Origin of the sequence: Streptomyces johnsoniae (genome assembly GCF_031845565.1) — a bacterium.
Classification (GTDB): Bacteria; Actinomycetota; Actinomycetes; order Streptomycetales; family Streptomycetaceae; genus Streptomyces; species Streptomyces johnsoniae.
Map to the genome: position 1 here is coordinate 353,085 of NZ_JAVREV010000005.1, position 21,784 is coordinate 374,868.

20 protein-coding genes and 1 tRNA gene are annotated in these 21,784 nt (G+C 73.4%); 11 read left to right on the forward strand and 10 right to left on the reverse strand.

The genetic code is table 11. From position 1 onward, the window contains the following. Positions 1-4: 4 nt before the first annotated feature. Together RM779_RS11790 and RM779_RS11795 are read left to right on the forward strand one after the other, a co-directional pair. Complete coding sequence (locus tag RM779_RS11790) at positions 5-595, forward strand: helix-turn-helix domain-containing protein (protein ID WP_311617627.1); 591 nt, start codon at positions 5-7, stop codon at positions 593-595. Next, a complete protein-coding gene (locus tag RM779_RS11795; RefSeq protein WP_311617628.1) occupies positions 592-1,152 on the forward strand; it encodes a GNAT family N-acetyltransferase in 561 nt (186 codons plus the stop codon). Before RM779_RS11790 ends, RM779_RS11795 begins: the two co-directional genes overlap by 4 nt. A gap of 327 nt (positions 1,153-1,479) precedes the next feature. On the opposite strand, the gene RM779_RS11800 is transcribed toward RM779_RS11795, so the two are convergent. Next, complete coding sequence (locus RM779_RS11800) at positions 1,480-2,526, reverse strand: LacI family DNA-binding transcriptional regulator (RefSeq protein ID WP_311617629.1); 1,047 nt, start codon at positions 2,524-2,526, stop codon at positions 1,480-1,482. A gap of 89 nt (positions 2,527-2,615) precedes the next feature. Here RM779_RS11800 and RM779_RS11805 point away from each other — a divergent pair, with 89 nt between their 5' ends. From RM779_RS11805 to RM779_RS11815, 3 genes are all read left to right on the forward strand, one after another. Continuing rightward, positions 2,616-3,779: a Gfo/Idh/MocA family protein gene (locus RM779_RS11805; RefSeq protein WP_077059070.1), complete on the forward strand. Its 1,164-nt coding sequence runs from the start codon at positions 2,616-2,618 to the stop codon at positions 3,777-3,779. A gap of 112 nt (positions 3,780-3,891) precedes the next feature. Further along, positions 3,892-5,046 (forward strand): dihydrodipicolinate synthase family protein, encoded by a 1,155-nt coding sequence (locus RM779_RS11810; protein ID WP_311617693.1) that lies wholly within the window; start codon positions 3,892-3,894, stop codon positions 5,044-5,046. A gap of 29 nt (positions 5,047-5,075) precedes the next feature. After that, positions 5,076-5,885 (forward strand): sugar phosphate isomerase/epimerase family protein, encoded by an 810-nt coding sequence (locus RM779_RS11815; protein WP_311617694.1) that lies wholly within the window; start codon positions 5,076-5,078, stop codon positions 5,883-5,885. Between the two features lie 427 nt (positions 5,886-6,312). Here the strand turns inward: RM779_RS11815 and RM779_RS11820 are convergent, their stop codons facing one another. Continuing rightward, positions 6,313-7,563: a HesA/MoeB/ThiF family protein gene (locus RM779_RS11820; RefSeq protein WP_311617630.1), complete on the reverse strand. Its 1,251-nt coding sequence runs from the start codon at positions 7,561-7,563 to the stop codon at positions 6,313-6,315. 210 nt (positions 7,564-7,773) lie between these two features. Here RM779_RS11820 and RM779_RS11825 point away from each other — a divergent pair, with 210 nt between their 5' ends. Next, positions 7,774-9,174, forward strand: a complete 1,401-nt coding sequence (locus tag RM779_RS11825; RefSeq protein ID WP_311617631.1) for a M14 family zinc carboxypeptidase — start codon at positions 7,774-7,776, stop codon at positions 9,172-9,174. Continuing rightward, complete coding sequence (locus RM779_RS11830; protein ID WP_311617632.1) at positions 9,171-9,680, forward strand: DUF3830 family protein; 510 nt, start codon at positions 9,171-9,173, stop codon at positions 9,678-9,680. The genes RM779_RS11825 and RM779_RS11830 overlap by 4 nt, the downstream gene beginning before the upstream one ends. A gap of 52 nt (positions 9,681-9,732) precedes the next feature. On the opposite strand, the gene RM779_RS11835 is transcribed toward RM779_RS11830, so the two are convergent. Next, positions 9,733-11,232 (reverse strand): amidase, encoded by a 1,500-nt coding sequence (locus RM779_RS11835; RefSeq protein ID WP_311617633.1) that lies wholly within the window; start codon positions 11,230-11,232, stop codon positions 9,733-9,735. Beyond that, complete coding sequence (locus tag RM779_RS11840; protein ID WP_311617634.1) at positions 11,232-12,200, reverse strand: D-2-hydroxyacid dehydrogenase; 969 nt, start codon at positions 12,198-12,200, stop codon at positions 11,232-11,234. The genes RM779_RS11835 and RM779_RS11840 overlap by 1 nt, the downstream gene beginning before the upstream one ends. Positions 12,201-12,350: 150 nt before the next feature. Here RM779_RS11840 and RM779_RS11845 point away from each other — a divergent pair, with 150 nt between their 5' ends. Together RM779_RS11845 and RM779_RS11850 are read left to right on the forward strand one after the other, a co-directional pair. After that, positions 12,351-13,181, forward strand: coding sequence for a maleate cis-trans isomerase family protein (locus RM779_RS11845; protein ID WP_311617635.1), 831 nt, complete (start codon positions 12,351-12,353; stop codon positions 13,179-13,181). Between the two features lie 7 nt (positions 13,182-13,188). Beyond that, on the forward strand, positions 13,189-13,920 hold the full coding sequence (locus tag RM779_RS11850; RefSeq protein WP_311617636.1) for a maleate cis-trans isomerase family protein: 732 nt from the start codon (positions 13,189-13,191) through the stop codon (positions 13,918-13,920). Positions 13,921-14,079: 159 nt separating this feature from the next. On the opposite strand, the gene RM779_RS11855 is transcribed toward RM779_RS11850, so the two are convergent. Further along, entirely contained in the window at positions 14,080-14,433 is a 354-nt protein-coding gene (locus tag RM779_RS11855; RefSeq protein ID WP_311617637.1) for a hypothetical protein, read from the reverse strand. A gap of 80 nt (positions 14,434-14,513) precedes the next feature. Next, positions 14,514-16,268: a putative bifunctional diguanylate cyclase/phosphodiesterase gene (locus RM779_RS11860; protein ID WP_394813275.1), complete on the reverse strand. Its 1,755-nt coding sequence runs from the start codon at positions 16,266-16,268 to the stop codon at positions 14,514-14,516. 328 nt (positions 16,269-16,596) lie between these two features. On the opposite strand from RM779_RS11860, the gene RM779_RS11865 reads away from it, so the two are divergent. After that, positions 16,597-17,811, forward strand: a complete 1,215-nt coding sequence (locus RM779_RS11865) for a M6 family metalloprotease domain-containing protein (protein WP_311617638.1) — start codon at positions 16,597-16,599, stop codon at positions 17,809-17,811. A gap of 266 nt (positions 17,812-18,077) precedes the next feature. On the opposite strand, the gene RM779_RS11870 is transcribed toward RM779_RS11865, so the two are convergent. The 3 genes from RM779_RS11870 to RM779_RS11880 all read right to left on the reverse strand — a co-directional run bounded on the left by RM779_RS11870 (position 18,078) and on the right by RM779_RS11880 (position 19,506). Beyond that, a tRNA-Lys gene (locus RM779_RS11870) sits at positions 18,078-18,151 on the reverse strand. 50 nt (positions 18,152-18,201) lie between these two features. Beyond that, positions 18,202-18,561 carry a hypothetical protein gene (locus RM779_RS11875; protein WP_311617639.1) on the reverse strand — a complete coding sequence of 120 codons (360 nt, stop codon included), beginning with the start codon at positions 18,559-18,561 and terminating at the stop codon, positions 18,202-18,204. Positions 18,562-18,594: 33 nt separating this feature from the next. Beyond that, complete coding sequence (locus RM779_RS11880; RefSeq protein ID WP_311617640.1) at positions 18,595-19,506, reverse strand: phosphatase PAP2 family protein; 912 nt, start codon at positions 19,504-19,506, stop codon at positions 18,595-18,597. Positions 19,507-19,660: 154 nt separating this feature from the next. Between RM779_RS11880 and RM779_RS11885 the strand changes: the two genes are divergently transcribed. Then, entirely contained in the window at positions 19,661-20,275 is a 615-nt protein-coding gene (locus RM779_RS11885; RefSeq protein ID WP_311617641.1) for a histidine phosphatase family protein, read from the forward strand. Here RM779_RS11885 and RM779_RS11890 read toward each other — a convergent pair. Continuing rightward, complete coding sequence (locus RM779_RS11890; RefSeq protein WP_311617642.1) at positions 20,272-21,669, reverse strand: ATP-binding protein; 1,398 nt, start codon at positions 21,667-21,669, stop codon at positions 20,272-20,274. The genes RM779_RS11885 and RM779_RS11890 overlap by 4 nt on opposite strands. Positions 21,670-21,784: the final 115 nt, after the last annotated feature.

Genomic DNA, 21,784 nt, shown 5'->3' on the forward strand with positions numbered 1-21,784 from the left:
GGATATGGGAAGCGCAGAGGTGGCGGCCGGTCCGCCGGACGGGTCGGTCGACGCCAGGCTGGCGGCGCGGCTCGGCGAGCTGCGCGGCGAGCGGGGCTGGTCGCTCGAAGAGCTGGCCGAGCGCAGCGGGGTGAGCCGTTCGACGCTCTCGCGCGTGGAGCGTGCCGAGCTGAGCCCCACCGCGGCCATGCTCGGCAAGCTGTGCACCGTCTACGAGCGCACGATGTCGCGCCTGCTCAGCGAGGTCGAGCGGGAGCCGCCCGGCCTGGTGCGCGCCGGTCGGCAGGAGGTGTGGGCCGACACCTCCGCCGGGTTCGTCCGGCGCTCGGTCTCGCCGCCGCACGCGGGGCTGCGCGGCGAGGTGATCGAGGGCGAGCTGCTGCCCGGCGCCGCCATCGCCTACGACGCGCCGCCCGTGCCCGGGCTCGAGCACCACGTGTGGGTGCTCGACGGCGCCGTCGAGATCACGGTGGGGGAGGAGACGCACGGGCTGCGGCGGGGCGACTGCGTGCGGTTCCGGCTCTGGGGCCCCTCGCGCTACCACTGCCCAGGACCGGCGGCCGTCCGGTACGCCGTTGTGGTGGTGCTGCCGTGAGCACCGTGAGCACCGTGATCGTCCGGCTGTCCGCTCCCGAGGAGTTGCTGGCGCACGCGGAGGAGTTCGCCGCCCTGCTGGCCGAGGTGGTCGCGGACGGCGCCTCGCTCGGCTTCGTGCGGCCCTTCGGCCGCGCGGACGCGGCGGCCTGGTGGGCGGCCCGCGCCCCCGCGCTCGCGGACGGCGGCCTGACGGTATGGGCGGCCCGGTCCGGCGGGCGGCTGGTCGGCACGGTCAGCCTGGCCCTCGCCCCCGAGCAGAACGGGCGGCATCGCGGCCACATAGCGAAGCTGATGGTGCACCCCGGGGCGCGCGGCCGGGGCACGGCCGCGGCGCTGCTGGCCACGGCCGAGCGGGCGGCGGCGGCCGCGGGAGTGACGCTGCTGCTCCTCGACACCGAGACGGGCAGCGCCGCGGAGTACCTGTACCGGTCCGCGGGCTGGACCAAGTACGGCGAGGTGCCGGACTACGCGTCCGATCCGGCAGGCACGTTGCAGCCGGCCAGCTTCTTCCACAAATTCCTGAGCCGCGATATCCACGGCACGGAGCCCCCCTGAACGTCGGCATGAGCCGACCGCCTCGCCCGTCCGCCGTCCAACCGTCCCGCCGGGGTCGTTCCCGCGGGGCCGTGGTGGGCGGCGCCCGGGCTGTTCGTCGGGGTCCGTTGCCCGTCGGCCGTGCCCGAGGGTTTCCGGGGCGTGGCCTCGGCCGTTCCGGGTTCGGGCCTGGGCCGTTCACCGGGGCGCGTATCCGGCTGACCGTGCCCGGCCGTGCCCGGCCGTTCTCGGCCGTCCGGCCGTTCGTCGGAAATCCCGTGTCCCGTCCCCACGCCCCCGCCCCGCCCCGCCCGGGCCGGGCTCCGACGGTCCCCGGGGCGTCCCGGTTCAGCGGCGGGGTGGTGCCGTGGAGTCACGGACCATCAGGTCGCCGCGGAACGTGGCGACGCCACCGGGGGGCGCGTCCTCGCGGCCGAGCGCGAGGCGCCCGGCACGGGCGCCGGCGGCGTGCAGCGGGAGGCGGACCGTGGTGAGCGCGGGCATCGCGTCCACCGCGAACGGCAGGTCGTCGAACCCGGTGACGGACACGTCCTGCGGGATGCGCAGGCCGCGGTCGCGCAGCGCCGCGCAGACGCCGAGGGCCACCGTGTCGTTGGCGGCCAGAATGGCCGTCAGGTCCGGGTCGCGGCGCAGCAGTTCCAGCGCGCCGTCGTAGCCGGAGGCGCGGTCGTAGGCGCCGTGCGCCGTCAGCCGTTCGGCGTCGTCGGCCAGGCCGGCGGCCGCCATGGCGGTGCGGTGGCCTTCGAGACGGTGGCGGGTGGTCGTCCTGGCGGCCGGGCCGGCGAGGTAGCCGAGGCGGCGGTGACCGAGGGTCAGCAGGTGGTCGGTCAGGCGCCGGGCGCCGCCCCGGTTGTCGAACGTCACGGTCAGCGGGTGCGGGCCGGCCGCGGCCGCGCCCAGCGGCGGCCGGCCGCACAGCACGACCTGGCTGCCCGCGGCGTCCAACCGCCGCAGCCGCGCGGCGAGCGCTTCCCCGTGCGCCGGGTCCTCCACCGCCCCGCCGGTGAGCACGACGGCCGCCGCCCGCTGCCGCTGGAGGAGCGTGAGGTAGGTCAGCTCGCGCTCCGGGGAGCCGCCGGTATTGCAGACGATGGCCAGCTTGCGCGTGGCGTGCCCGATCTCGGACTGCACCGCGCCGGCCATGATCCCGAAGAACGGGTCGGCGATGTCGTTGACCAGCACGCCGACGAGGTCGGATGTGGCGGCGGCCAGGGCGCTGGCCGGGCCGTTGACCACGTACTCCAGCTCTTCGACGGCCCGCAGCACCCGGTTCCTCGTGGCGCCCGCCACGGGGTAGTTGCCGTTGAGAACGCGGGAAACCGTTGCCGCGGACACCCCCGCGCGGGCGGCAACGTCCGCCAGCGTGACTGACATGCTCTGCTCCCACTTGTCCTAGCCGCTGGGGAGAGGTTAGCTTCTCCACGGGTAGAAAGCGCTTACTGCGTTTTCTAGGAGGGAACGGCATGACGACGAAGAAGACCGTCCGGATCGCCATGAACGGTGTCACCGGACGCATGGGCTACCGCCAGCACCTGGTCCGTTCGATCCTGGCCATCCGGGAACAGGGCGGCGTCGACCTCGGCGACGGCTCGGTGATCTGGCCCGAGCCGGTGCTGGTCGGGCGCCGCGAGCACGCGCTGCGCGAGATCGCGCGGCGGCACGGCCTCGACCCCGAGGCGGCGGTCACCACGGACCTCGACGCGGTGCTGGCCGACGACGGCATCGACATCTACTTCGACTCGCAGATCACTCTGACCCGCGAGGCGGCCATCAAGCAGGCCATCGCGGCGGGCAAGCACATCTACACGGAGAAGCCGACCGCGACCTCCCTGGAGGGCGCGCTGGCGCTGGCCCGGCAGGCCGCGGACGCGGGCGTCAAGCACGGGGTGGTGCAGGACAAGCTGTTCCTGCCGGGGCTCCAGAAGCTCAAGCGGCTGGTGGACGGCGGCTTCTTCGGGCGCATCCTGTCGGTGCGCGGCGAGTTCGGGTACTGGGTCTTCGAGGGGGACTGGCAGCCCGCCCAGCGTCCCTCCTGGAACTACAGGTCCGAGGAGGGCGGCGGCATCGTCGTCGACATGTTCCCGCACTGGGAGTACGTGCTGCACGAGCTGTTCGGGCGCGTGGAGACCGTGCAGGCGCTGGCCGCCACGCACATCCCGCAGCGTTGGAACGAGCAGGGCAAGCCCTACGAGGCCACCGCGGACGACGCCGCGTACGGCATCTTCCAGCTGGCCGGCGGCATCATCGCGCAGATCAACTCGTCCTGGTCGGTGCGGGTCAACCGGGACGAGCTGGTGGAGTTCCAGGTGGACGGCACCGAGGGCTCCGCGGTCGCCGGTCTGCGCAACTGCCGGGCGCAGCACCGTTCGGCCACGCCCAAGCCGGTGTGGAACCCGGACCTGCCGGCCACCGAGGTGTTCCGCGAGCAGTGGCAGGAGGTGCCGGACAACGGCGAGTTCGACAACGGCTTCAAGGCGCAGTGGGAGCTGTTCCTGCGGCACGTGGTGCTCGACGAGCCGTACACCTGGGACCTGCTGGCGGGCGCGCGGGGCGTGCAGCTCGCCGAGCTGGGGCTCGCGTCCTCGGCGGACGGTCGCCGCCTGACCGTTCCCGAGCTGAGCCTGTGATGACCGAGCCTGTGATGACCGAACCCGTGTGGACCGGGCCCGTGATGACCGAGCCCGTGCGTACCGAGCCCGTGATGACCGAGCCCGCGAGGAGGGCCAGAACGTGACCGAAGTGATCCGGCTGCCCGAACCCGGCGGCCAGTTGCGCGAATACCGGCCGCGCGCCGTGCCCGCGAGCCTCGCGCCGGGGGGCGCGCCGCTCACCTCCCGCATCGTCTTCTCGGCGGCGCACGTCGTCGCCGACCCGTTCGCCGACACGACGCCCGAAGGGCCGGCGGCCGTGGACTGGGACACCACCCTGGCGTTCCGCCGGCACCTCTGGGCCCACGGCCTCGGCGTGGCGGAGGCGATGGACACCGCGCAGCGCGGCATGGGCCTCGACTGGGCGGGGGCCGCGGAACTGATCCGCCGTTCCGGCGCGGAGGCGCGCGCGGCGGGCGGGCGCATCGCGTGCGGCGTCGGCACCGACCAGCTGACCGGCCCGGCGGACACCGCCGCGGTGCGCGCCGCGTACGAGGAGCAGCTCGCGGTGGTCGAGGAGACCGGCGCGCAGGCGATCCTCATGGCCTCCCGGGCGCTGGCGGCGGCGGCCCGGGGCCCGGAGGACTACGCGGAGGTGTACGGGCACCTGCTGCGGCAGGCCGCCGAGCCGGTGGTCCTGCACTGGCTCGGGCCGATGTTCGACCCGGCGCTGACGGGTTACTGGGGCAGCGAGGACCTGGACGCGGCGACCGACACGTTCCTCGACATCATCGGGACCCACGCCGACAAGGTGGACGGGGTCAAGGTGTCGCTGCTCGACGCCCAGCGCGAGATCAAACTGCGGCGGCGGCTGCCCTCGGGCGTGCGCTGCTACACGGGCGACGACTTCAACTACCCGGAGCTGATCGCGGGCGACGAGCAGGGCTTCAGTCATGCGCTGCTCGGCATCTTCGACCCGCTCGGCCCGCTGGCCGCCGAGGCCGTGCGGACGCTGGACACCGGCGACGTCGCGGGCTTCCGGGCGCGCCTCGACCCGACGGTGGAGCTGTCCCGGCACCTGTTCCGGGCGCCGACGCGCTTCTACAAGACGGGGGTCGTGCTGCTGGCCTGGCTGGCCGGGCACCAGGACCACTTCACGATGGTGGGCGGGCTTCAGTCGGCCCGTTCGCTGCCGCATCTGGCGCGAGCGTACGAACTGGCGGACGGGCTCGGCCTGTTCCCCGACCCGGCGCTGGCCAGGGAACGGATGGCGCGGCTGCTCGCGGTGCACGGGGTGGCGCGGTGACCGACCTCACCGGGTTCTCCATCAACCAGATGACCGCCAAGCAGCTGCCGTTGCCCGAGCTGGTCAACGGCCTCGTCGGTCTCGGCGTGCCGGGGGTCGGGCTGTGGCGCGAGCCGGTCGCGCGGTACGGGCTCGCGGCGACTGCCGCGCTCGTGGCCGACGCCGGGCTGTCGGTCACCACGCTGTGCCGGGGCGGTTTCCTCACCGCCATCGACCCGGTGGAACGGGCGGCGGCGCTCGCCGACAACCGCGCCGCCGTCGACGAGGCGGCGGCGCTCGGCACCGACACGCTGGTGCTGGTCTCCGGCGGCCTCCCGGCCGGCAGCCGCGACCTGGCGGGCGCGCGGGAACGCATCGCCGACGCGCTGACCGAGCTGGGCCCCTACGCGGCCGAGCGCGGCGTGCGGCTGGCGATCGAGCCGCTGCACCCGATGTACGCCGCCGACCGGTGCGTCGTCTCGACGCTGGAGCAGGCCCTCGACCTGGCGGAACGTTTCCCGGCCGAGCAGGTCGGCATCGTCGTGGACACGTACCACCTGTGGTGGGACGACCGCGTCGCCGCGCAGATCAGCAGGGCCGGGGCGGGCGGGCGTATCCACAGCTTCCAACTGGCCGACTGGGTCACGCCGTTGCCCGCCGGGGTGCTGAACGGGCGCGGGCAGCTCGGGGACGGCGCGGTGGACATGCGGTGGTTCCGGGACGCCGTGGCGGAGGCGGGGTACCGCGGGCCGGTGGAGGTGGAGATCTTCAACGACGGACTGTGGGCACGCGACGGGCAGGAGGTGCTGGCGGAGACGGTGACCCGCTACCGGGAGTGCGTTGTCGGTGACTCGGCGTAGGGTTGTTGTCATCGGCTCGCTCGCCGGGGAGCGGGCGAGCCGATGAGACCGCTGTGCACGACCGATGGGGGGCACCTCGATGCTGCGCTCACGCTTCAGGGCCGCGGCCGCATCCGGCCGCGGAGGTGTCCGTCGTGCGGTGGTGCTGCGGCGCGCTCGGTCGCTCGTCCGGTCGCTCGTCCGGCTGTTCCGGGGCCGCCGGGCGCTGCCGGACGCGGCGGGCGCCGGCCCGGCAAACGGCGCGGTTCTCCGCTGCGCCCGCTGGACCCGCCGCGCTCGCTGGACCCGCCGCCTGACCCGGGCTCAAGTCGGTGACGGCGGCGGCTGCTCGGCCCCGGCCGTGTCCCGGATCGGAGCCGGACGTCTCCGGCCCGACCACGTCCGGCTGCTGCGGTTCGCCAGGTTCAGGGAGATACCGCCCGGCTCCTCACCTTCCGACGCCGCCGGCGGCCCGGCCGGCCCGGCCGGCCCGGTCGTGAGCCTTGGGGAGACGCTGTTCCGGCTCCTCCCCGTCCCGCCCGCGCCCTTGGCCGGTGCCGGTGCCGCAGGCCGGGCAGTCGGGGCGGGCCGGGTCACGCGTATAGGTGGCGTCGTCGAGCGCCATCAGGTTGACGCCGAAGCGGAAGCCGGGCTCGGTCGGCGGGATGCCGGTGAGCAGCGTCAGCACCGCGTGGGCCATCAGGCTGCCCGCGACGCCCGCCGTCACGGCGTTCACCGGGTTCCACGCCATGCGCGGGGCGGCCCGCGACTCGTCCTGTCCCGGGGCGAGCCGCAGGTCCCGCCTGGCGTATTCGGCGGTCCGCAGGCATTCGTAGCAGCCGCCCCGGCCCGGCCGGTACACGCCGACGGTGATGAGCGGCCCGCGATAGCCGCCGTCCACCCACGGCACCCCCGCGGCCAGGCAGGTCAGGTTGGTCCAGCGCCTGATGTCCGAGGGCTGGTCGGCGCACAGCAGGAGCGCGTCCCACGCCCCCGCCCCGGCGGGCGGCCGGGACAGCAGCGCCGCCAGCTCGCCGGGCGTTCCGACGCGGGCCTCCTGGCCGGTGACCCGCACATCGGAGTTCAGCGCCTGCAAGTGGGCCACCCCGGCGGCGACCTTGCCGCTGCCGAGGTCCGCTTCGCGGTAGAGAGTCTGCCGGTTGAGGTTGGACAGTTCGACGCGGTCGGAGTCCACGCAGTGCAGGCGCCCGACGCCCGAGGCCACCAGTGCCTGCGCCGCCATGCCGCCGACGCCGCCGAGGCCGATCAGCAGGACGGCGGACTCCTTCAGCCGCGCCTGCGCCTCCCAGGCGTTGCGGCGCGGGGAGAGGTCCATCCAGCGCAGCAGCGGTACGCCGCGGCTGTAGCGCTCGGCCTCCCGTTCGGACAGGGCGGCGGGCCGTTCGGCGGCGGCGTCCTCGACGAAGCCGGCCTCGTTCAACTGCCGCAGCGCGTCGCCGACCTCGTCCTCCGTCAGCTCAGGAAGCTCGGGATGGCCCGCGAGCACGTGTCCGATCAGCGCCTTTTCCGTGCGGGTGCCGTCCGCTCCCGATGCCAGCGTCCACAGCCAGCCGGCGGGGTCCTTGATCTCGGCACCGATTCCGAAGATGACACTGCCGATACGGATGTTCCCTTCGGTGGTGCGATAAGCGGCATGCTCCGGCTTGATCCGCGGCTTCCATAACGCCTCAACAGCCATGTGTTCCCGTCCAATTGGCGAGTCCAACCCTTGACACTCTGCCCCGCCGGGCGAACACTGGCAAGACGTCAGGCCATTGGAAGGGGGCGGCATGACCCGTATCGAGATACGACCGCTGGACAAGAAGGAGACGACGGGGGAGAGCAACTCCATCGGTACGTAACCACGTCCGGCGCCGCGCCGCCCCAGAGACTTGGATTCAGGGTGTCGTTGAACAGCATCATGGGGTACCCATCGGTCGATGACCTGGTTCATGTCGCTCACGGGATGGCGCGGCGCCATCCGAAGGCCATTCGATTAAGGCGCCTGGGCAGCTCCCGCGCGGGCGACCCGTTGCTTCTGCTCACCGTGGGCCACGGTGCGCGCAATGTACTCCTGGTGGCCGGAGCCCATGCCAACGAGCCTGTGGGAGGGGCGACTTCGCTGCGGCTCGTGGAGCTGCTCCTGGGTGGCTCCGGCGGTGCCACCGGGACGGCCGCGGGGGGCGGACTTCTTGAGGACTCCGACTGCTCCTGGCATTTCCTGCTCTGTCTCGACCCGGACGGTTCCCGACTCAACGAGGATTGGCTGCACGGCCTGTCGGGCGTCCGGGAATACTTTCACGGCTTCTACCGGCCACTTTTCGCAAGCCAGCCCGAATTCCTTCCCGCGCCCGGCGGCAATCGCCGTCCGCTGCCGGAATCGGAAATTCTGCTTGCGCTGCTGGATGAGCTGCGCCCGGAGTTCCAATTCACCCTGCACGGAAGTGAAATGGGCGGCGCATTCGTCCAGACCACCCGCGCCGTTCCCGGTCTCGTCGACGCCGTGCGGGAGGTTTCCGCCGCCTTGTCGATTCCCGTCGACCTGCGCCCTTTCGATGGAATCGACTGGCACGTGTCGGGCCCCGGCGTTCTGGTGCTCCCCGAGCCGGACACCGTGCGCGAGCGTGATCCCTCGGGGCTGATCACCGGCACGACGTGGCTGTACCCGGCGCGGTACGGCACGGTCACGGTGATCCTGGAGGCGCCGGCCTGGGCGGTCGAGGCCGTCGCCGACCCCGCGCCCTACCCCGACCCGGAGAAGGCCATTGCCGAGGCCGGCGAGAATCTGCTTCAGCGCATCGGCCAGGTCGCCGGTCTGCTGGCCCTCGCCGACGAGTGGAACGGCGCCGTGCACGACCCGTTCCTGCCCGCCGTCCGCGAACTCGTCGCCGTTTCGCCCGGCGTGGTCGAGACCTGGCTGAAGCCGGGCTTCCGGTACGCCGACGGCACCCGCCCCGCCGCCACCCGCGGCAGCGCCGCCGCCCTGCTGATCGCCGCCCGCCGCATCGCGCTGCGCGCCGCGGCGATGCTGGACCGTTCGCTGCGCGCCGCGCCGGGCCCCGGCGCCGCGAAGGCGCGCCTCGGGCTCGACGATCTCCTGACGGAGTGGTGCCGGGAGTTCGAGGCGGAGTTCGCGCCGTGTGCCGTTCCGGTCCGTGACCAGGCCGAGCTCCAGGCACGCCTGGCGCTGCACTGCGTCGCGCGGGTGCTCGGCCCGCCGCCCGCGGGCCGCCAGGAGCCGTCCCGCCGCCGGCCGGCGGCGTGGCATCGTGGGCATCCGGCCCGCCCACCACAGGAGGGAACCTCATGACGAACGCCGACGACCGGTTCATCACCGTCTCGCTCGACAAGCGCGGGGTCAGCTGTACGGCCCGGCTGCTGAGCGACCGAGCGCCGATCACCTGCGACGCCGTGTGGAACGCGCTGCCGCTCGGCGGCGACGTGTACCACGCGAAGTACGCGCGCAACGAGATCTACGCCCTGGTCCCGCCCTTCGCGCCCCAGGAGCCGCCCCTGGAGAACCCGACGATCACCCCGATCCCCGGCGACCTGTGCTACTTCACGTTCTCCCAGACCCAGTTGGGCACCAGTTCCTACGGCTACGAGACCGACGCCAAGCACCAGGGCCGGACGACCGTCGTGGACCTGGCGCTGTTCTACGAGCGGAACAACCTGCTGATCAACGGCGATGCGGGCTGGGTCCCCGGCATCGTCTGGGGCGCGGTGGTCGACGGTCTCGACGGGATGGCCGACGCCTGCCAGGACCTGTGGCGGGCCGGGGCCCTCGGCGAAACGCTCTCCTTCCGCCGGGCGTAGGGCCCCCGGCCCTCCGGGCCGCTGAAGGCTGAACGCGGGCCGCTGAACGCGCTCAGCGCCCGCGCCCGGGCGCCCCGGTCGCGAGATCCCCGGGCGCGAGATCCCCGGGCGCGAGATCCCCGGGCGCGGGCGCCCCGAGCGCGGGCGCGGGAATTCCGGCCACGCCCGCCGCGTACAGGGCGTGCGCGGCGCGCAGCACCAGCGCGTCCGCATGCCGCGCGCCCACGAGTTGGAGGCCGACCGGCAGCCCGTCCGCGCCGGTCCCGCAGGGCACGGAAGCCGCGGGCTGCTGGGTCATGTTGAACGGGTAGGTGAACGGCGTCCACTCCGTCCACCTCTCCAGCCCCGAGCCCTCGGGCACCTCCGTCCCGGCGCCGAACGCCGTGATCGGCAGGGTCGGCGTGAGCAGCAGGTCGTACTCCTCGTGGAACGCGCCCATCAGGCGGCCCATCGCCATCCGCACGTCGACCGCCGCCAGGTAGTCCAGCGCCCCGTACCCGGCGCCCTGCGCCACGATCTCCCGCAGGCCCGGGTCCATCGCCGCCCGCTGCGCCTCGTCGAAGTGCTGGGTGACACGCGCCGCGCCGCTGAACCACAGGGTGTGGAACGCGGCGAGCACCTCGGGCAGCGGCGGCAGCGGCGGGTCGGTCTCCGTCACCTCGGCGCCGAGCCCGGCCAGGCGCTCCACCGCCCCGCGCACGGCGGCGGCCACGTCCGGCGCCACGACCACTCCGCCGAGCGTGGGCGACCAGGCGACGCGCAGCCCGGCGAGACCGCCCTCGCCGGCCGTCAGCGCCTCGCGGAACGGACGGGCGGGCGGCGCCAGTTGGGACCAGTCCCGCGGATCGGGCCGGGCGATGACGTCGAGCAGCAGCGCCGCGTCCGCCGCGTCCGAGGTCATCGGGCCGACGTGGGCCAGCGTGCCGAACGCGCTCGCCGGGTACAGCGGCACCCGGCCGTAGGTGGGCTTCAGCGCGAAGATCCCGCAGAACGAGGCCGGAATCCGGACCGACCCGCCGCCGTCCGTGCCCAGGCTCAGCGGCCCCGCGCCCAGCGCGACCGCCGCGGCGCTCCCGCCGCTCGAACCGCCGGCAGTGCGCTCCGGCGCGTACGGGTTGCCGGTCGCGCCGGAGAGCGGCGCGTCCGTGACTCCTTTCCAGCCGAATTCCGGCGTGGTGGTCTTTCCGAGGAACACCGCACCCGACTCGCGCAGCCGCGCGACCGCGGGCGCGTCCTCCGCCCACGGGCCCGCGCCCGCGGGCAGGGCGGCGGAGCCGCGCCGCGTGGGGTGGCCACGCTGGAGCAGGATGTCCTTGACGGTCACGGGCACACCGTCCACGGGGCCCGCGGGCGCGCCGCGCGCCCAGCGTTCCTCGGCGGCCGCCGCCTGCGCCAGGGCGCCCTCCGCGTCGGTGAACACGAAGGCGTTGACGGCCGGCTGCACGGCCTCGGCTCTCGCCAGCGCGGCCTTCGTCACGGCCACCGGGGAGAGGTCCCCGGACGCGTACCGGGCGGTCAGTTCGACGGCGGTCAGGGAACAGAGATCGGTCATCAGCCCTCCGCGGGCACGTAGCCAAGGCGCTTGTCCACAACGTTGGCCAGCGGTTCACCCGCAAGCCAGCGGTCGAAGTTGTCCTGGAACTGGTCGGCGAGGTCGTCACGCCAGCCATGAGTGTCGCCGGACATGTGCGGCGACACGATCAGTTCCGGAAGATCCCACAACGGGCTGTCCGCGGGCAGCGGCTCCTCGGCGAACACGTCCAGCGCGGCCCCCGCGAGCCGCCCGGCGCGCAGCGCCGCGACGAGGTCGTCCTCGACGACGTGCCCGCCGCGCCCGACGTTCAGGAACCGGGCCGTGGGCTTCATGAGCGCGAAGGCCGCCGCGTCGAACATGCCTTCGGTCTGCGGGGTCAGCGGAGCCGCGCAGACCACCCAGTCCGCCGTCGGCAGCAGCGCGGGCAGGTCCCCGCCCGCGTGGACGCGGCCGAAGTCCGCGTCGGCCTCGCGGGCGGTGCGTCCGACCAGGTCCACCGTCACGCCGAGTGCCCGCAACGTGGTGCCGATGCGCCGCCCGATCGGTCCCGAGCCGACGACGACGGCCCTGCTGCCGAACACCTTTTCGGTCTCGCGGTGCTGCCAGCGGCGCTCGCGCTGGACGTTCCAGCTGTGCCGGAAATCCTTGGCCATGGCCAGCACGAGCCCCGCCACGTACTCGGCGATCGGCCGGTCGAACACCCCGCGGGCGTTCGTCAGCACCGTGTCGGACGCCAGCAGCTCGGGGAACAGCAGCCGGTCGACCCCCGCGCTCGCGGTGTGAACCCAGCGCGGCCGGGCACCCGGCCCGGGCCACGCCTCGCGCACGGCGTCCGAGGTGAAGTCCCACACGAGCAGCACGTCGGCGTCGGGCAGCAGGCGGGCCAGCGACTGCTCGTCGCTGTGCCGCACCACGGCGCGGCCCGTCAGCCGTTCGAGGCGGGGCAGGGGGTCGGCGTCGAGGACGAGAACGCGGGCTTCGGACATGGCAGGGAAACCGCTCCGCAACGAGGGGGTGTTTGGCTGGAAGTCAAGGATTGACCACGGTAGGAACCCGTCTCTACCTTCGTCAACGAAGGCATCTGCTTTTTCAAGTCTCTTCCCGGTATTCCCGGCCCGTATGAAGCGGGGTTCGACATGGATGTCTCCTTTCTGGGTGGCCCGCTCCCGCAGCGGGGCATCGGAGTCGTCGCACCATTCGATTTCGCGCTCGACCGTGAGCTCTGGCGGTGGGTGCCCGATGACGTCTCGTTGCACCTGACACGGACGCCGTTCGTCCCGGTGGAGGTCAGCCTCCACCTGGCGCGGCTGGTCAGCGAGCACGAGACGCTGCGCGAAGCGGTCCGCGCGCTGTCGGCGGTCAGTCCCGAGGTGGTGGCCTACGCCTGCACCTCGGGGAGTTTCGTCGGCGGTGTCGCCGGCGAACGGGCCATGAGCGCCGCCATGCGGCAGGCCGGCGAGCTGCCGGCGCTGACCACGTCGGGCGCACTGCTCGCCGCGCTCGACGAGCTGGGCGCGCGGCGGATCGCCGTGGTCACGCCGTACACCAGGTCCGTGACCGACTCGCTGGAGGAGTATCTCCGCGAGGCGGGCGTCGAGGTCAGCGGACGCAGTTATCTGGGGCTGACCAGGGAGATCTGGCGGGTGCCGTACCGGGACGTGGTCGACATGGCGCGGGACGCCGTGGCGGACGCACCGGACGCCCTGTTCATCAGCTGCACCAACCTGCCCACCTACGACGTCATCCCGCAACTGGAGGCGGAGCTGCGGATGCCGGTCGTCTCGGCGAACCAGGTCACCATGTGGTCCGCGCTACGGTCCATAGGCAAGGCGGCCGTCGGCCCGTACCAGGCCCTGCTCGACCCGGTGGCCAGACGCGGCCCCGCGTCCATGGCACCGGACGTGGGCAGCCCAGAGGTGGCGCTCGCCGCCGAGCCGCCGCCGGTGTTCCCCGACGAGGAAGTGTGAGATCCGTATGGCCGCGACGGTTGGTTTCCTTTACCCGGGCTTCTCCGCGGAGGACGACTTCCCCCGCATGGAGGCGCTGCTGAACGACGCGGGGGCGGACGTCCGGCTCCCGCTCGTGCACACCGATATCGGCACGGACGCCCACCGGGTGGACGCGCTGCTCGAGATGGGCTCGGTCGACCGGCTGACGGCAAAGCTGGACGAGATCACCGCGCACGGCGCCGAGGCCGTGGTGTGGGCCTGCACCAGCGCCAGTTTCGTCTTCGGACCCGACGGCGCGGCGGAGCAGGTGCGCCGCCTGGCCGCGCACGCCGGGCGGCCGGCGTCCAGCACGTCGTTCGCCTTCGCCCGCGCCGCACAGGCCATCGGCGTGGAACGGGTGGCCGTCGCGGCGACCTATCCGGACGACGTGGCGGCGCTGTTCGCGGACTTCCTGAAGGCCGCGGGCATCGAGGTCGTCGGCGTGCGGGGCAGCGGCATCATCACGGCCGCCGAGGTGGGCACGTGGGGCCGGGAGGAGGTGCTGCGGCTGCTGCGCGAGGGCGACGACCCGGCGGCGGACGCGGTGCTGCTGCCGGACACGGCGCTCCACACGGCGGCCTGGCTGCCCGATCTGGAGGCCGCGGCGGGCAAGCCGGTGCTGACGGCCAACCAGGTGACCGCCTGGGAGGGTCTGCGCCTGCTGGGCCGCACCGCGGCCTGCCCGGCGCTAGGCGGCCTCTTCACGCGCGCCGCGTAGCCCGTTCCTGCGCGCCCCTGCGCGCGCCGCGTACCACCGCGCACACCCCGCGGGCCCCGGCTCTCCGGCCGGGGCCCGCGGCGTGCGTGGACCCGGCCCCGCGCGCCCCGGCCGCCGGGGCAGCGCCGGGCCGACAGGGTCAGCGCCCCGCCGCCGGGGTCAGCGTCGGCCGCGGTGCCGCCTGCCGCTGGTGCGGATGGCATGGATGGCCACGCCGCCGGCCTGCGCCGCGCGCACCGCCTCGGCCCAGGAAAGAGCCCTCGGGCCCACCGCGAACAGCGGCCCCGAGGTGCGGTCGCCGGCCAGCCGGCCCAGCAGCGCGGCGGCCGGCCCGCCGAGGTCGCCGCCGGCCGGGGGTCTTATGCGGGGCTCCGCCGATACGTCGAGCGCGAGCAGATCGAGCACCCGCACGTCGCTTTCCCACAGCAGCGCCCACAGGGCGCGGTGCACCACGGGAACGGACTCGTCGGCGAGGAGCCGCAGGAAGCGGTCGAGGGGGATGAATTCAGCCATGATCGCCATGGCTCGGGAGTATTCCTGCGCCGCCTCCCCCCGTACAGGTCCGCGGCACGCCGACCGCGGTGCGCTCCGCCTCAGTCGCGGCCCGCGAGCAGCGTGGCGAGGTGGTCGGGCGGCATGGGCCGCGCGTAGTGCCAGCCCTGGCCGGTGTCGCAGCCGATGCGGCGCAGCCGTTCGGCCTGGGCGGGACCCTCGACGCACTCGGCGGTGACGGTCAGGCCGAGCTTGTGGGCGAGCTGGACCAGGGAGCTGACGATGGTCTCGTCGGCCGGGTTGAGGTGGCGGGCGGTGCGGAAGCCGCGGACGAACATGCCGTCCAGCTTCAGCGCGCGCACCGGGAGGCGGCTGAGGTAGGCCAGGTTGGAGTACCCGGTCCCGAAGTCGTCGATCGCGATGCGCACGCCCATGTCGGACAGCGCCTGGAGGGCCTGCAGGGGGCGGCCCGCGGAGCCCATGACGGCGGACTCGGTCAGCTCCAGCTGGAGCAGCCCGGACGGCAGGCCCGATACGCGCAGCGCCTCCGCGACATCGCTGACCAGGTCGGAGTCCCAGACCTGGCGGACCGCCACGTTGACGCTGACGAACAGCGGCGGGCCCGGGTGCTCGACCTGCCAGCGGCGGGCCTGGCGGCACGCCTCGCCGAGCACCCAGCGGCCGAGCGGCACGATCGCCCCGTTCTCCTCGGCGAGGCCGATGAACCGGTCGGGGCCGAGCGTGCCGAACTGCGGGTGGCGCCAGCGCACCAGCGCCTCCGCGCCGCGCACGATGTCGTCGGCCAGCCCGACGATCGGCTGGTACTCCAGGGTGAACTCGCCGCGGTCCACCCCCCGCCGCAGCGTGGAGGACAGCGACTGGCGGGTCATGCGGTGCGCGTTGCGCTCGGGGTCGAACAGCGTCCAGCGGGCCTTGCCGTCGGCCTTGGCCCAGTACAGCGTGGTGCTCGCGGCCTGCATCAGCCCCGTGGCCGTCGTGGTCGCCGACTCCCGCTCGACGACGCCGATGCTGGCCGAGACGGCGAGCCGCTGCCCGGCCAGGTCGAACGGGCGCTGGAGCGCGGTGAGCATGGTCTCGGCCAGGTCCGTCAGCTGCTTCGTGCCGCTCGACCCCTCGACCAGGACGGCGAACTCGTCGCCGCCGAGCCGCGCCACCAGGTGGCCGCCTGCGCCGGTGGCGCATTCGGCGAGGCGCTGGGCGGCGGCGCCGAGCAGCTCGTCCCCGACGCGGTACCCGAGCGTGTCGTTGACGGCCTTGAAGCCGTCGAGGTCCAGGAAGCACAGCCCGATCCGGCCGGTCGCGGAGTCGGACACGGCGGTGGCCAGCCGTTCGAAGAAGAGGGCACGGTTCGGCAGGAGGGTGACGGGGTCGTGCATCTGAATGTGCCGCAGCCGCTCCTGCAGCTCGCGGCGTTCGCTGATGTCGAGCACGGTCAGCAGCGCGGCGGAGTCCTCGGTGGGGGTGGGCAGGACGGTGACCTCGGCCCACAGGCTGTGCCCGTCGGCGTGCTTCAGGCGCCGGGTGCAGCGCAGGCGGTCGCTGTGGCCGCGCAGCACCGCGTGGTAGGAGCCGCGGGTGCGCCCGTCGAGGCCGAGGCCGGCGACGGCGTCGGCGCGTACGCCCGCCAGGCGCTCCGGCTCGACGCCGAGCAGCAGCCCCAACGCGGCGTTGGCGGCGAGGATCTGGCCGGCGGCGCCGACCAGCGCCATGGGGAACTGGGCGATCTGGAACGCGGCCCGGTAGTCCCGCAGGATGTCACTTTCCGTAAGGGCTGATGGGTTCGCTTCGTGGGGCCTTCCGGGGTCGTGGCCCGGTGCTGTGTGGGGTCCGTTCACCGATCGCTCCCGATGGTGCTGTCGGGCGCTCCCCGGCTGCCCGCTTGGCGTATCCGCGCTGGAAATGTGGCGATCATAGAGGCTGGGGCGCGGATGGAGCCAGTGCCCGCAGTGGCTGTTTCGCAACCCGAAACCTGTGCTTCCGACAAGCTTTCGACTAGCTGATCGTTTCTGCTCGACGGGTGTGCCCTCCGGATCGTTCCCGACTGAAGTGCACGCAGGGTAATCGTATCTCCGTGACCCGGGCGGGCTATCGAAACAGGGCAAAACATGGGAAATCTGAACAAAGTGGTGGCGGTGTTCCCATAAGGCCCGATCGGAGGTCGTCGTGCGCCGTGCTCACCGACGTCCCGCGGCCGTGCTCGCCGCGCTGACCGCCCTCCTGGGGACGACGCTGACCGCGGGCCCTGGCACCGCGGCCATGGCCGACGAGCCGTGCAGCCTGCCGCGTTCGGCCATCCACCACTCCGAGGGCGTCGACACCTGGAACGACGCCTACCCCCGCCCCCTGGGCACGCTGAAGGCCGTCATGCTCTTCCTCGCGTTCCCCGACGCCACCCCGCGGCTGCGCCCCGACCGCATCGCCGAGGACTACTTCCCGGCCACCAGCGACTACTTCCGCACCGCCTCCTACGGGAAGCTGGACCTGGAGACCGAAGTGGTGGACGACTGGCTGCCGATGCCCGAGGCCTCGGCGGACTACGGCATACAGCGCGACTGGGCGCCCGCCGGGCGCTCCGCGTACATCGAGGACGCGATCGAGGTGGTCTCCGGGCGCGTCGACCTCGCCGCCTACGACATCGTCTACCTGGTCGCCGATCCGGACGCGCCCGGCGTGGACCCGGACGCCACCAAGGTCGTCAACTTCGACAAGCCCGTCACCGTCGGCGACGCGGAGATCCGCCGGCTCGTCACGGTGTTCGAACAGCGCCGCCCGGACCGCAATGTCCTCGCCCACGAGACCGGGCACGTCTTCGACCTGCCCGACCTCTACAACCGGCCGGAGAACGGTTTCGGCGACTGGGACACCCACGTCGGCGACTGGGACCTCATGGGCAGCCAGTTCGGCCTGGCCCCCGAACTCTTCGGCTGGCACAAGTGGAAACTCGGGTGGCTCGGCCCGGGGCACGTCGACTGCGTGCGCGGGGCCGGCACCACGCTGCACACCCTCCAGCCCCTCGGTGCGCCCCTGGAGAAGGGCAACCCCGAATCGGACACCCGGCTCGCCGTGGTCCGCACCGGACCGCAGGAGGCGCTCGTGGCCGAGGCGCGCGCCCCCGTGGGCAACGACACCACCACGTGCACGCGGGGCGTACTGCTCTACCGGGTGCGCAGTGACGTCGCCTCGGCCGAAGGGCCGGTTCAGGTGCTCGACGGCCACCCCGACACCAGCGCCTGCCACGCCGCGTCCGTCCACCCGCGGCTGGCCGACGCGCCGCTCGAAACCGGCGAGAGCTACTACGACGCATCCGCGGGCGTACGGGTCGAGGTCGGCGAACGGACCGTCACCGGCGGCTGGAACGTGAAGGTCGTCCGCGAGTGACGGCACGGAACGATCAAGCCGTTCCGACCGGGCAGCCCGCACGGCACCAGCAGCCACCGCCGGCGACCATGTCGTAGACCGGGAGGGAGGCCGCGTCGACCGGATCGAGGCCGTCCGGCAGCGGGGGCGGCCGACCCCGGCACGACGGTCTCCTCGGCTCATGATCGTTAACGGTTCGACCGAGCCGGCGATCTTGGAACACCGTTTCGGGCGCACGAAGAAGCCCCCACCCGCCGAAACCGGCTGGTGGGGGCTTCCCCTGTCGGTGCGCCGCCAGGGACTCGAACCCCGGACCCGCTGATTAAGAGTCAGCTGCTCTAACCAACTGAGCTAGCGGCGCCTGCTGACGTCGTAGACATTAGCACCCTTCGGGGAGGGAGCAAAAATCGGTTAGGAGGGGCCCCGCAGCAGCTCACGGCCGTACTCGATCATCTTGACCGCGTAGTCCTCGGTCCATCCCGCCCGCTCGGCGACCGCCGCGGCGGGCAGTGCGTCGAAGCGCTTCGGATCGGCCAGCTGCGCCGCCGCGAGCGCCTGGAATTCCATGGAACGGTCCGCCGCCGCCTGGAACGCCACCGCCAGCTCCGTGGCGCGGTCGAGCAGCTCCCGCGGGTCGGTGATGGTCTCCAGTGCGAAGAAGTGCTCCTGCTCCTGCTGACCGGCGGGCGGCTCGAAGAACAGCGCCGCCGGCCTGCGGTGGCGCGGCGGCCCGCCGCGGGGCGGCTCGGGTGCCTGGCCGGTATCAGCCATCGGGTGATCAGCCTCCCTGGTCGGCGGTTCGCGTCACGACGGCGGTGCCAGCTGCTCGTGCTGCGCCGCCGCTCCATTGTGCCGGGCCGCCTGCCCCGCCGGGTCGTCCTCCACGGCCCGGCGCTGCCGCGGGCGGAAGCGCCGCGGCGCCGCCTCGTCCGGCGTGATGCTGTCGTGCTCGGTACCCGGTACGGGACCGCCCACGCCCATCCGCTCCTTCACGCGCCCCGCGAGGCGCAGCAGCGGACGGGCCGCGAGCAGGCCGGCCACCATGACGGCGGCGCCGGCGAGCGCGTCGAGGAAGTAATGGTTGCCCGTGCCCATCACGACGATGATGGTTATGAGCGGATACCCCACGGCCAGGGCGCGGATCAGCGGCGTGCGCGACCCGTAGTGCCACAGCGCGACCCCGCACCAGATCGACCAGCCGACGTGCAGGCTCGGCATCGCCGCGTACTGGTTGGTGAAGTCGCCCATGCCGCTGGGCGCGGACGCGTCGTCCGTCCACCAGCCGTAGTCGGCGTACTGCGCGAGGCTGTCGACGAAGCCGTAGTCGACCGGCAGCAGCCGCGGCGGGCTCGTCGGCATCAGCGTGAACCCGATCAGGCCGAGCACAGTCGAGGTCAGCAGCCAGGTGCGCATCAACCGGTAGTGCAGCGGACGCCGCCGGAACAGCCACACCAGCACTATGGGCGTCACCACGTAGTGCAGCGAGGCATACGCGAACGACGAGGGCACCCCGAGCCACTTCTCCTGCGTGAACAGCTCGTTGAGCGGGTCCTCCGCGTGCAGCCACAGCGAGCTTTCGAGCCGCAGGATGGCCAGCCCGTTGTCCACCGCCGTGCCCACGTCGCCGCGCGCCAGGAGACGGGCCCCCGAATAGGCCCCGTAGACGACCACGATCAGCAGCAGCTCGGTCCACCAGCGTGGCCGGTCTCTGGACATCGGACAAGACTCCATATTCGCGTCGTCATCGGCTGGGAGCCGGCAAGTGGTCGTTCCACCGTACGGCGAAGTGCAGGAGAACAGACGCCCGGGGAGCCCCATTCGGTTGCGTCAGGGATGATGAGTGACGCATGGGACGGAAGAAGGGACCTTCATGGCTGCGCGCATCCTGCTGATCCGGCACGGACGGACTGCCTGGTCGGTCACCGGGCGTCACACCGGACGCACGGATGTGCCGCTTCTCGACGAGGGCAGAGCGCAGGCCGCGGCCCTCGGCGAGCGGCTGCGGCAGGCGCCGTGGGAGGGGCTGCCGGACGCCGAGGTCCGCACCAGCCCGCTGTCCCGGGCGCGGGAGACGTGCGAGCTGGCCGGCTTCGGCGAGCGCGCCACCGGCTGGGACGCGCTGCAGGAGTGGGACTACGGACAGGCGGAGGGCCTGACCACCGAGCAGATCGCCGGGCGTCACGGCGGCGACTGGGTCATCTGGCGCGACGGCGTGGTCGGCGGCGAGAGCCTGGACCAACTGTCGGCGCGCGCCGACGAGGTGGTGGCGGGGGCCCGCGCCACGCTCGGCGGGGGTCGCGACGTCGTCCTCTTCGCGCACGGGCACATTCTGCGTGCGGTGGCCGCCCGTTGGCTCGGCCAGGACGTCTCCTTCGCGGCCCGCCTGCGGCTGGACGCCGCGGCGGTCTGTGTTCTCGGCCTGGCCTACGGCAGCCCCGCGGTCGAGCGCTGGAACGATACCGCTCACCTGGACCCCGTCGGCTAGGCGACGCGGTCGAGGAACGTGGCGACCGTGCTGTCCCCGCGTGCGGGCGCCAGCCGGTCCGCGGTCCGCGCCAGTGACCGGGTGATCCGCGTGGAACGCACGTCGGTCAGCAGGTCGAGCGATCTGTGGCCGAAGGCCGCGGCCTCCTCCGGCTCGCCGCCCTCCGCCAGGTAACCGGCCAACTGCGCCGAGTAGAGCGCGAGGTTCCGGGCGAAGTGCGGGTCCTGGAGCGCGGCGCTCACCGCGCGCCTGCCGCAGTCGCCGGCGCGCGCCCAGTCACCGAGCGCCGCCCAGCACTTGGCCTCCAGGCAGGCGAACTCCGCCTCGCCGTAGAACGTCATCCACTCCGGGTCCGCGGGGGCCGGGCCGCGCTCGTGCCGCGTGAGCGCCCGCGCGAGCGACGCCTCCGTGCCGCCGCGGTCGGCCAGCCGCGCCCAGCCGCCGGCCTCGCGCAGCGACAGCAGGGACAGCAGCCGGTCGGACCCGAGCTGCCGCGCCGCGTGCTGGCCGGCCTGGGCGGCGCGCACGGCCTCCCTGGGGCGCCCGGTCGCCCCGGCGAGGGAGGCGGTGTTGCAGAAGGCGTGCGCCTCCAGCGCATCGTTCCCGTGCACGCGCGCGGTCGCCAGCGCCTCGGCGTAGTAGGACCTGGCGTCGGACAGCCGCCCGGAGTCGTGGGCGAGCCAGCCGACGGAGATCGCCAGCTCGCCCGCGCCCGCGTGCAGTTCCTCGTCGACCGACTGGCGCCCGGCGCCCCTGTCCAGCAGCTGGTGGGCGGACCGCAGCGCCTCCCCGGCCGGCCGGTACAGGCGTTCCGCGCCGTGCCGGTCGTCGAGCAGGCGGATGTCGCGGACCGTCTGCCGCACGGCCGCGGCGTCCGCCGCGCCCGGGCGCCCGGCGCCGGGCGCCCCGCGGGACTCGGCGGCGGCCGGGGACGCGCCCAGGGCCGTCAGGGACGCAACGGCGGCGGGTCCGCCGGTCATGAACACGCGACGCAGCACGTCGCCCTCCTCCGTGTTGTCGATGTCTGTGCTCTCCGCCGCCGAGCGGTTCGGAAGGGGGGGAAGGGTCGGGGGGTGCGGGGTCGGCGGAGACGTGTCGGCGCCGGACCGCGGAGCGCGCCGGCGGACGACCTGCCGGGGCTCGAATCCCAACTCCGTGAGGGAACGCCCCGGGAACATATGAAGGAATACCCGCTCGTACGCGTAGTTAGGGCAACGAATCTCGCCTGCCTCGACGCGGCCGATGTACCGCGCGTCGCAGGAGACCCGTTCGCCGATCTCCCGCGCGGCCCGCCGCACCGCCGCGGCGAACTCCCCTTGCGACTGGGTGCCCCGCAGCGTGCGGAAGACGGAATTGGGGCCGCCGGAGCGGGGGGCGGGGGGTGACGTCGCCATGGGCGGACGGTACCGGCTGTGGCGTTCCAACTACCATGCGTTTGCGGGCAAAAGGTGCATTGCCCCCGTGATCTGCCATGAACTGCCACCCATTGCGGCGGAACCGGGCCGTAGC

What these genes read in the sequence shown, in the direction of transcription:
- RM779_RS11880 (WP_311617640.1), bottom strand. Translation starts at nt 19,506, where the DNA reads ATGTCCAGAGACCGGCCACGCTGGTGGACCGAGCTGCTGCTGATCGTG.
- RM779_RS11855 (WP_311617637.1), bottom strand. Translation starts at nt 14,433, where the DNA reads ATGGCTGAATTCATCCCCCTCGACCGCTTCCTGCGGCTCCTCGCCGAC.
- RM779_RS11885 (WP_311617641.1), top strand. Translation starts at nt 19,661, where the DNA reads ATGGCTGCGCGCATCCTGCTGATCCGGCACGGACGGACTGCCTGGTCG.
- RM779_RS11835 (WP_311617633.1), bottom strand. Translation starts at nt 11,232, where the DNA reads ATGACCGATCTCTGTTCCCTGACCGCCGTCGAACTGACCGCCCGGTAC.
- RM779_RS11790 (WP_311617627.1), top strand. Translation starts at nt 5, where the DNA reads ATGGGAAGCGCAGAGGTGGCGGCCGGTCCGCCGGACGGGTCGGTCGAC.
- RM779_RS11875 (WP_311617639.1), bottom strand. Translation starts at nt 18,561, where the DNA reads ATGGCTGATACCGGCCAGGCACCCGAGCCGCCCCGCGGCGGGCCGCCG.
- RM779_RS11850 (WP_311617636.1), top strand. Translation starts at nt 13,189, where the DNA reads ATGGCCGCGACGGTTGGTTTCCTTTACCCGGGCTTCTCCGCGGAGGAC.
- RM779_RS11840 (WP_311617634.1), bottom strand. Translation starts at nt 12,200, where the DNA reads ATGTCCGAAGCCCGCGTTCTCGTCCTCGACGCCGACCCCCTGCCCCGC.
- RM779_RS11820 (WP_311617630.1), bottom strand. Translation starts at nt 7,563, where the DNA reads ATGGCTGTTGAGGCGTTATGGAAGCCGCGGATCAAGCCGGAGCATGCC.
- RM779_RS11845 (WP_311617635.1), top strand. Translation starts at nt 12,351, where the DNA reads ATGGATGTCTCCTTTCTGGGTGGCCCGCTCCCGCAGCGGGGCATCGGA.
- RM779_RS11815 (WP_311617694.1), top strand. Translation starts at nt 5,076, where the DNA reads ATGACCGCCAAGCAGCTGCCGTTGCCCGAGCTGGTCAACGGCCTCGTC.
- RM779_RS11890 (WP_311617642.1), bottom strand. Translation starts at nt 21,669, where the DNA reads ATGGCGACGTCACCCCCCGCCCCCCGCTCCGGCGGCCCCAATTCCGTC.
- RM779_RS11830 (WP_311617632.1), top strand. Translation starts at nt 9,171, where the DNA reads ATGACGAACGCCGACGACCGGTTCATCACCGTCTCGCTCGACAAGCGC.
- RM779_RS11800 (WP_311617629.1), bottom strand. Translation starts at nt 2,526, where the DNA reads ATGTCAGTCACGCTGGCGGACGTTGCCGCCCGCGCGGGGGTGTCCGCG.
- RM779_RS11805 (WP_077059070.1), top strand. Translation starts at nt 2,616, where the DNA reads ATGACGACGAAGAAGACCGTCCGGATCGCCATGAACGGTGTCACCGGA.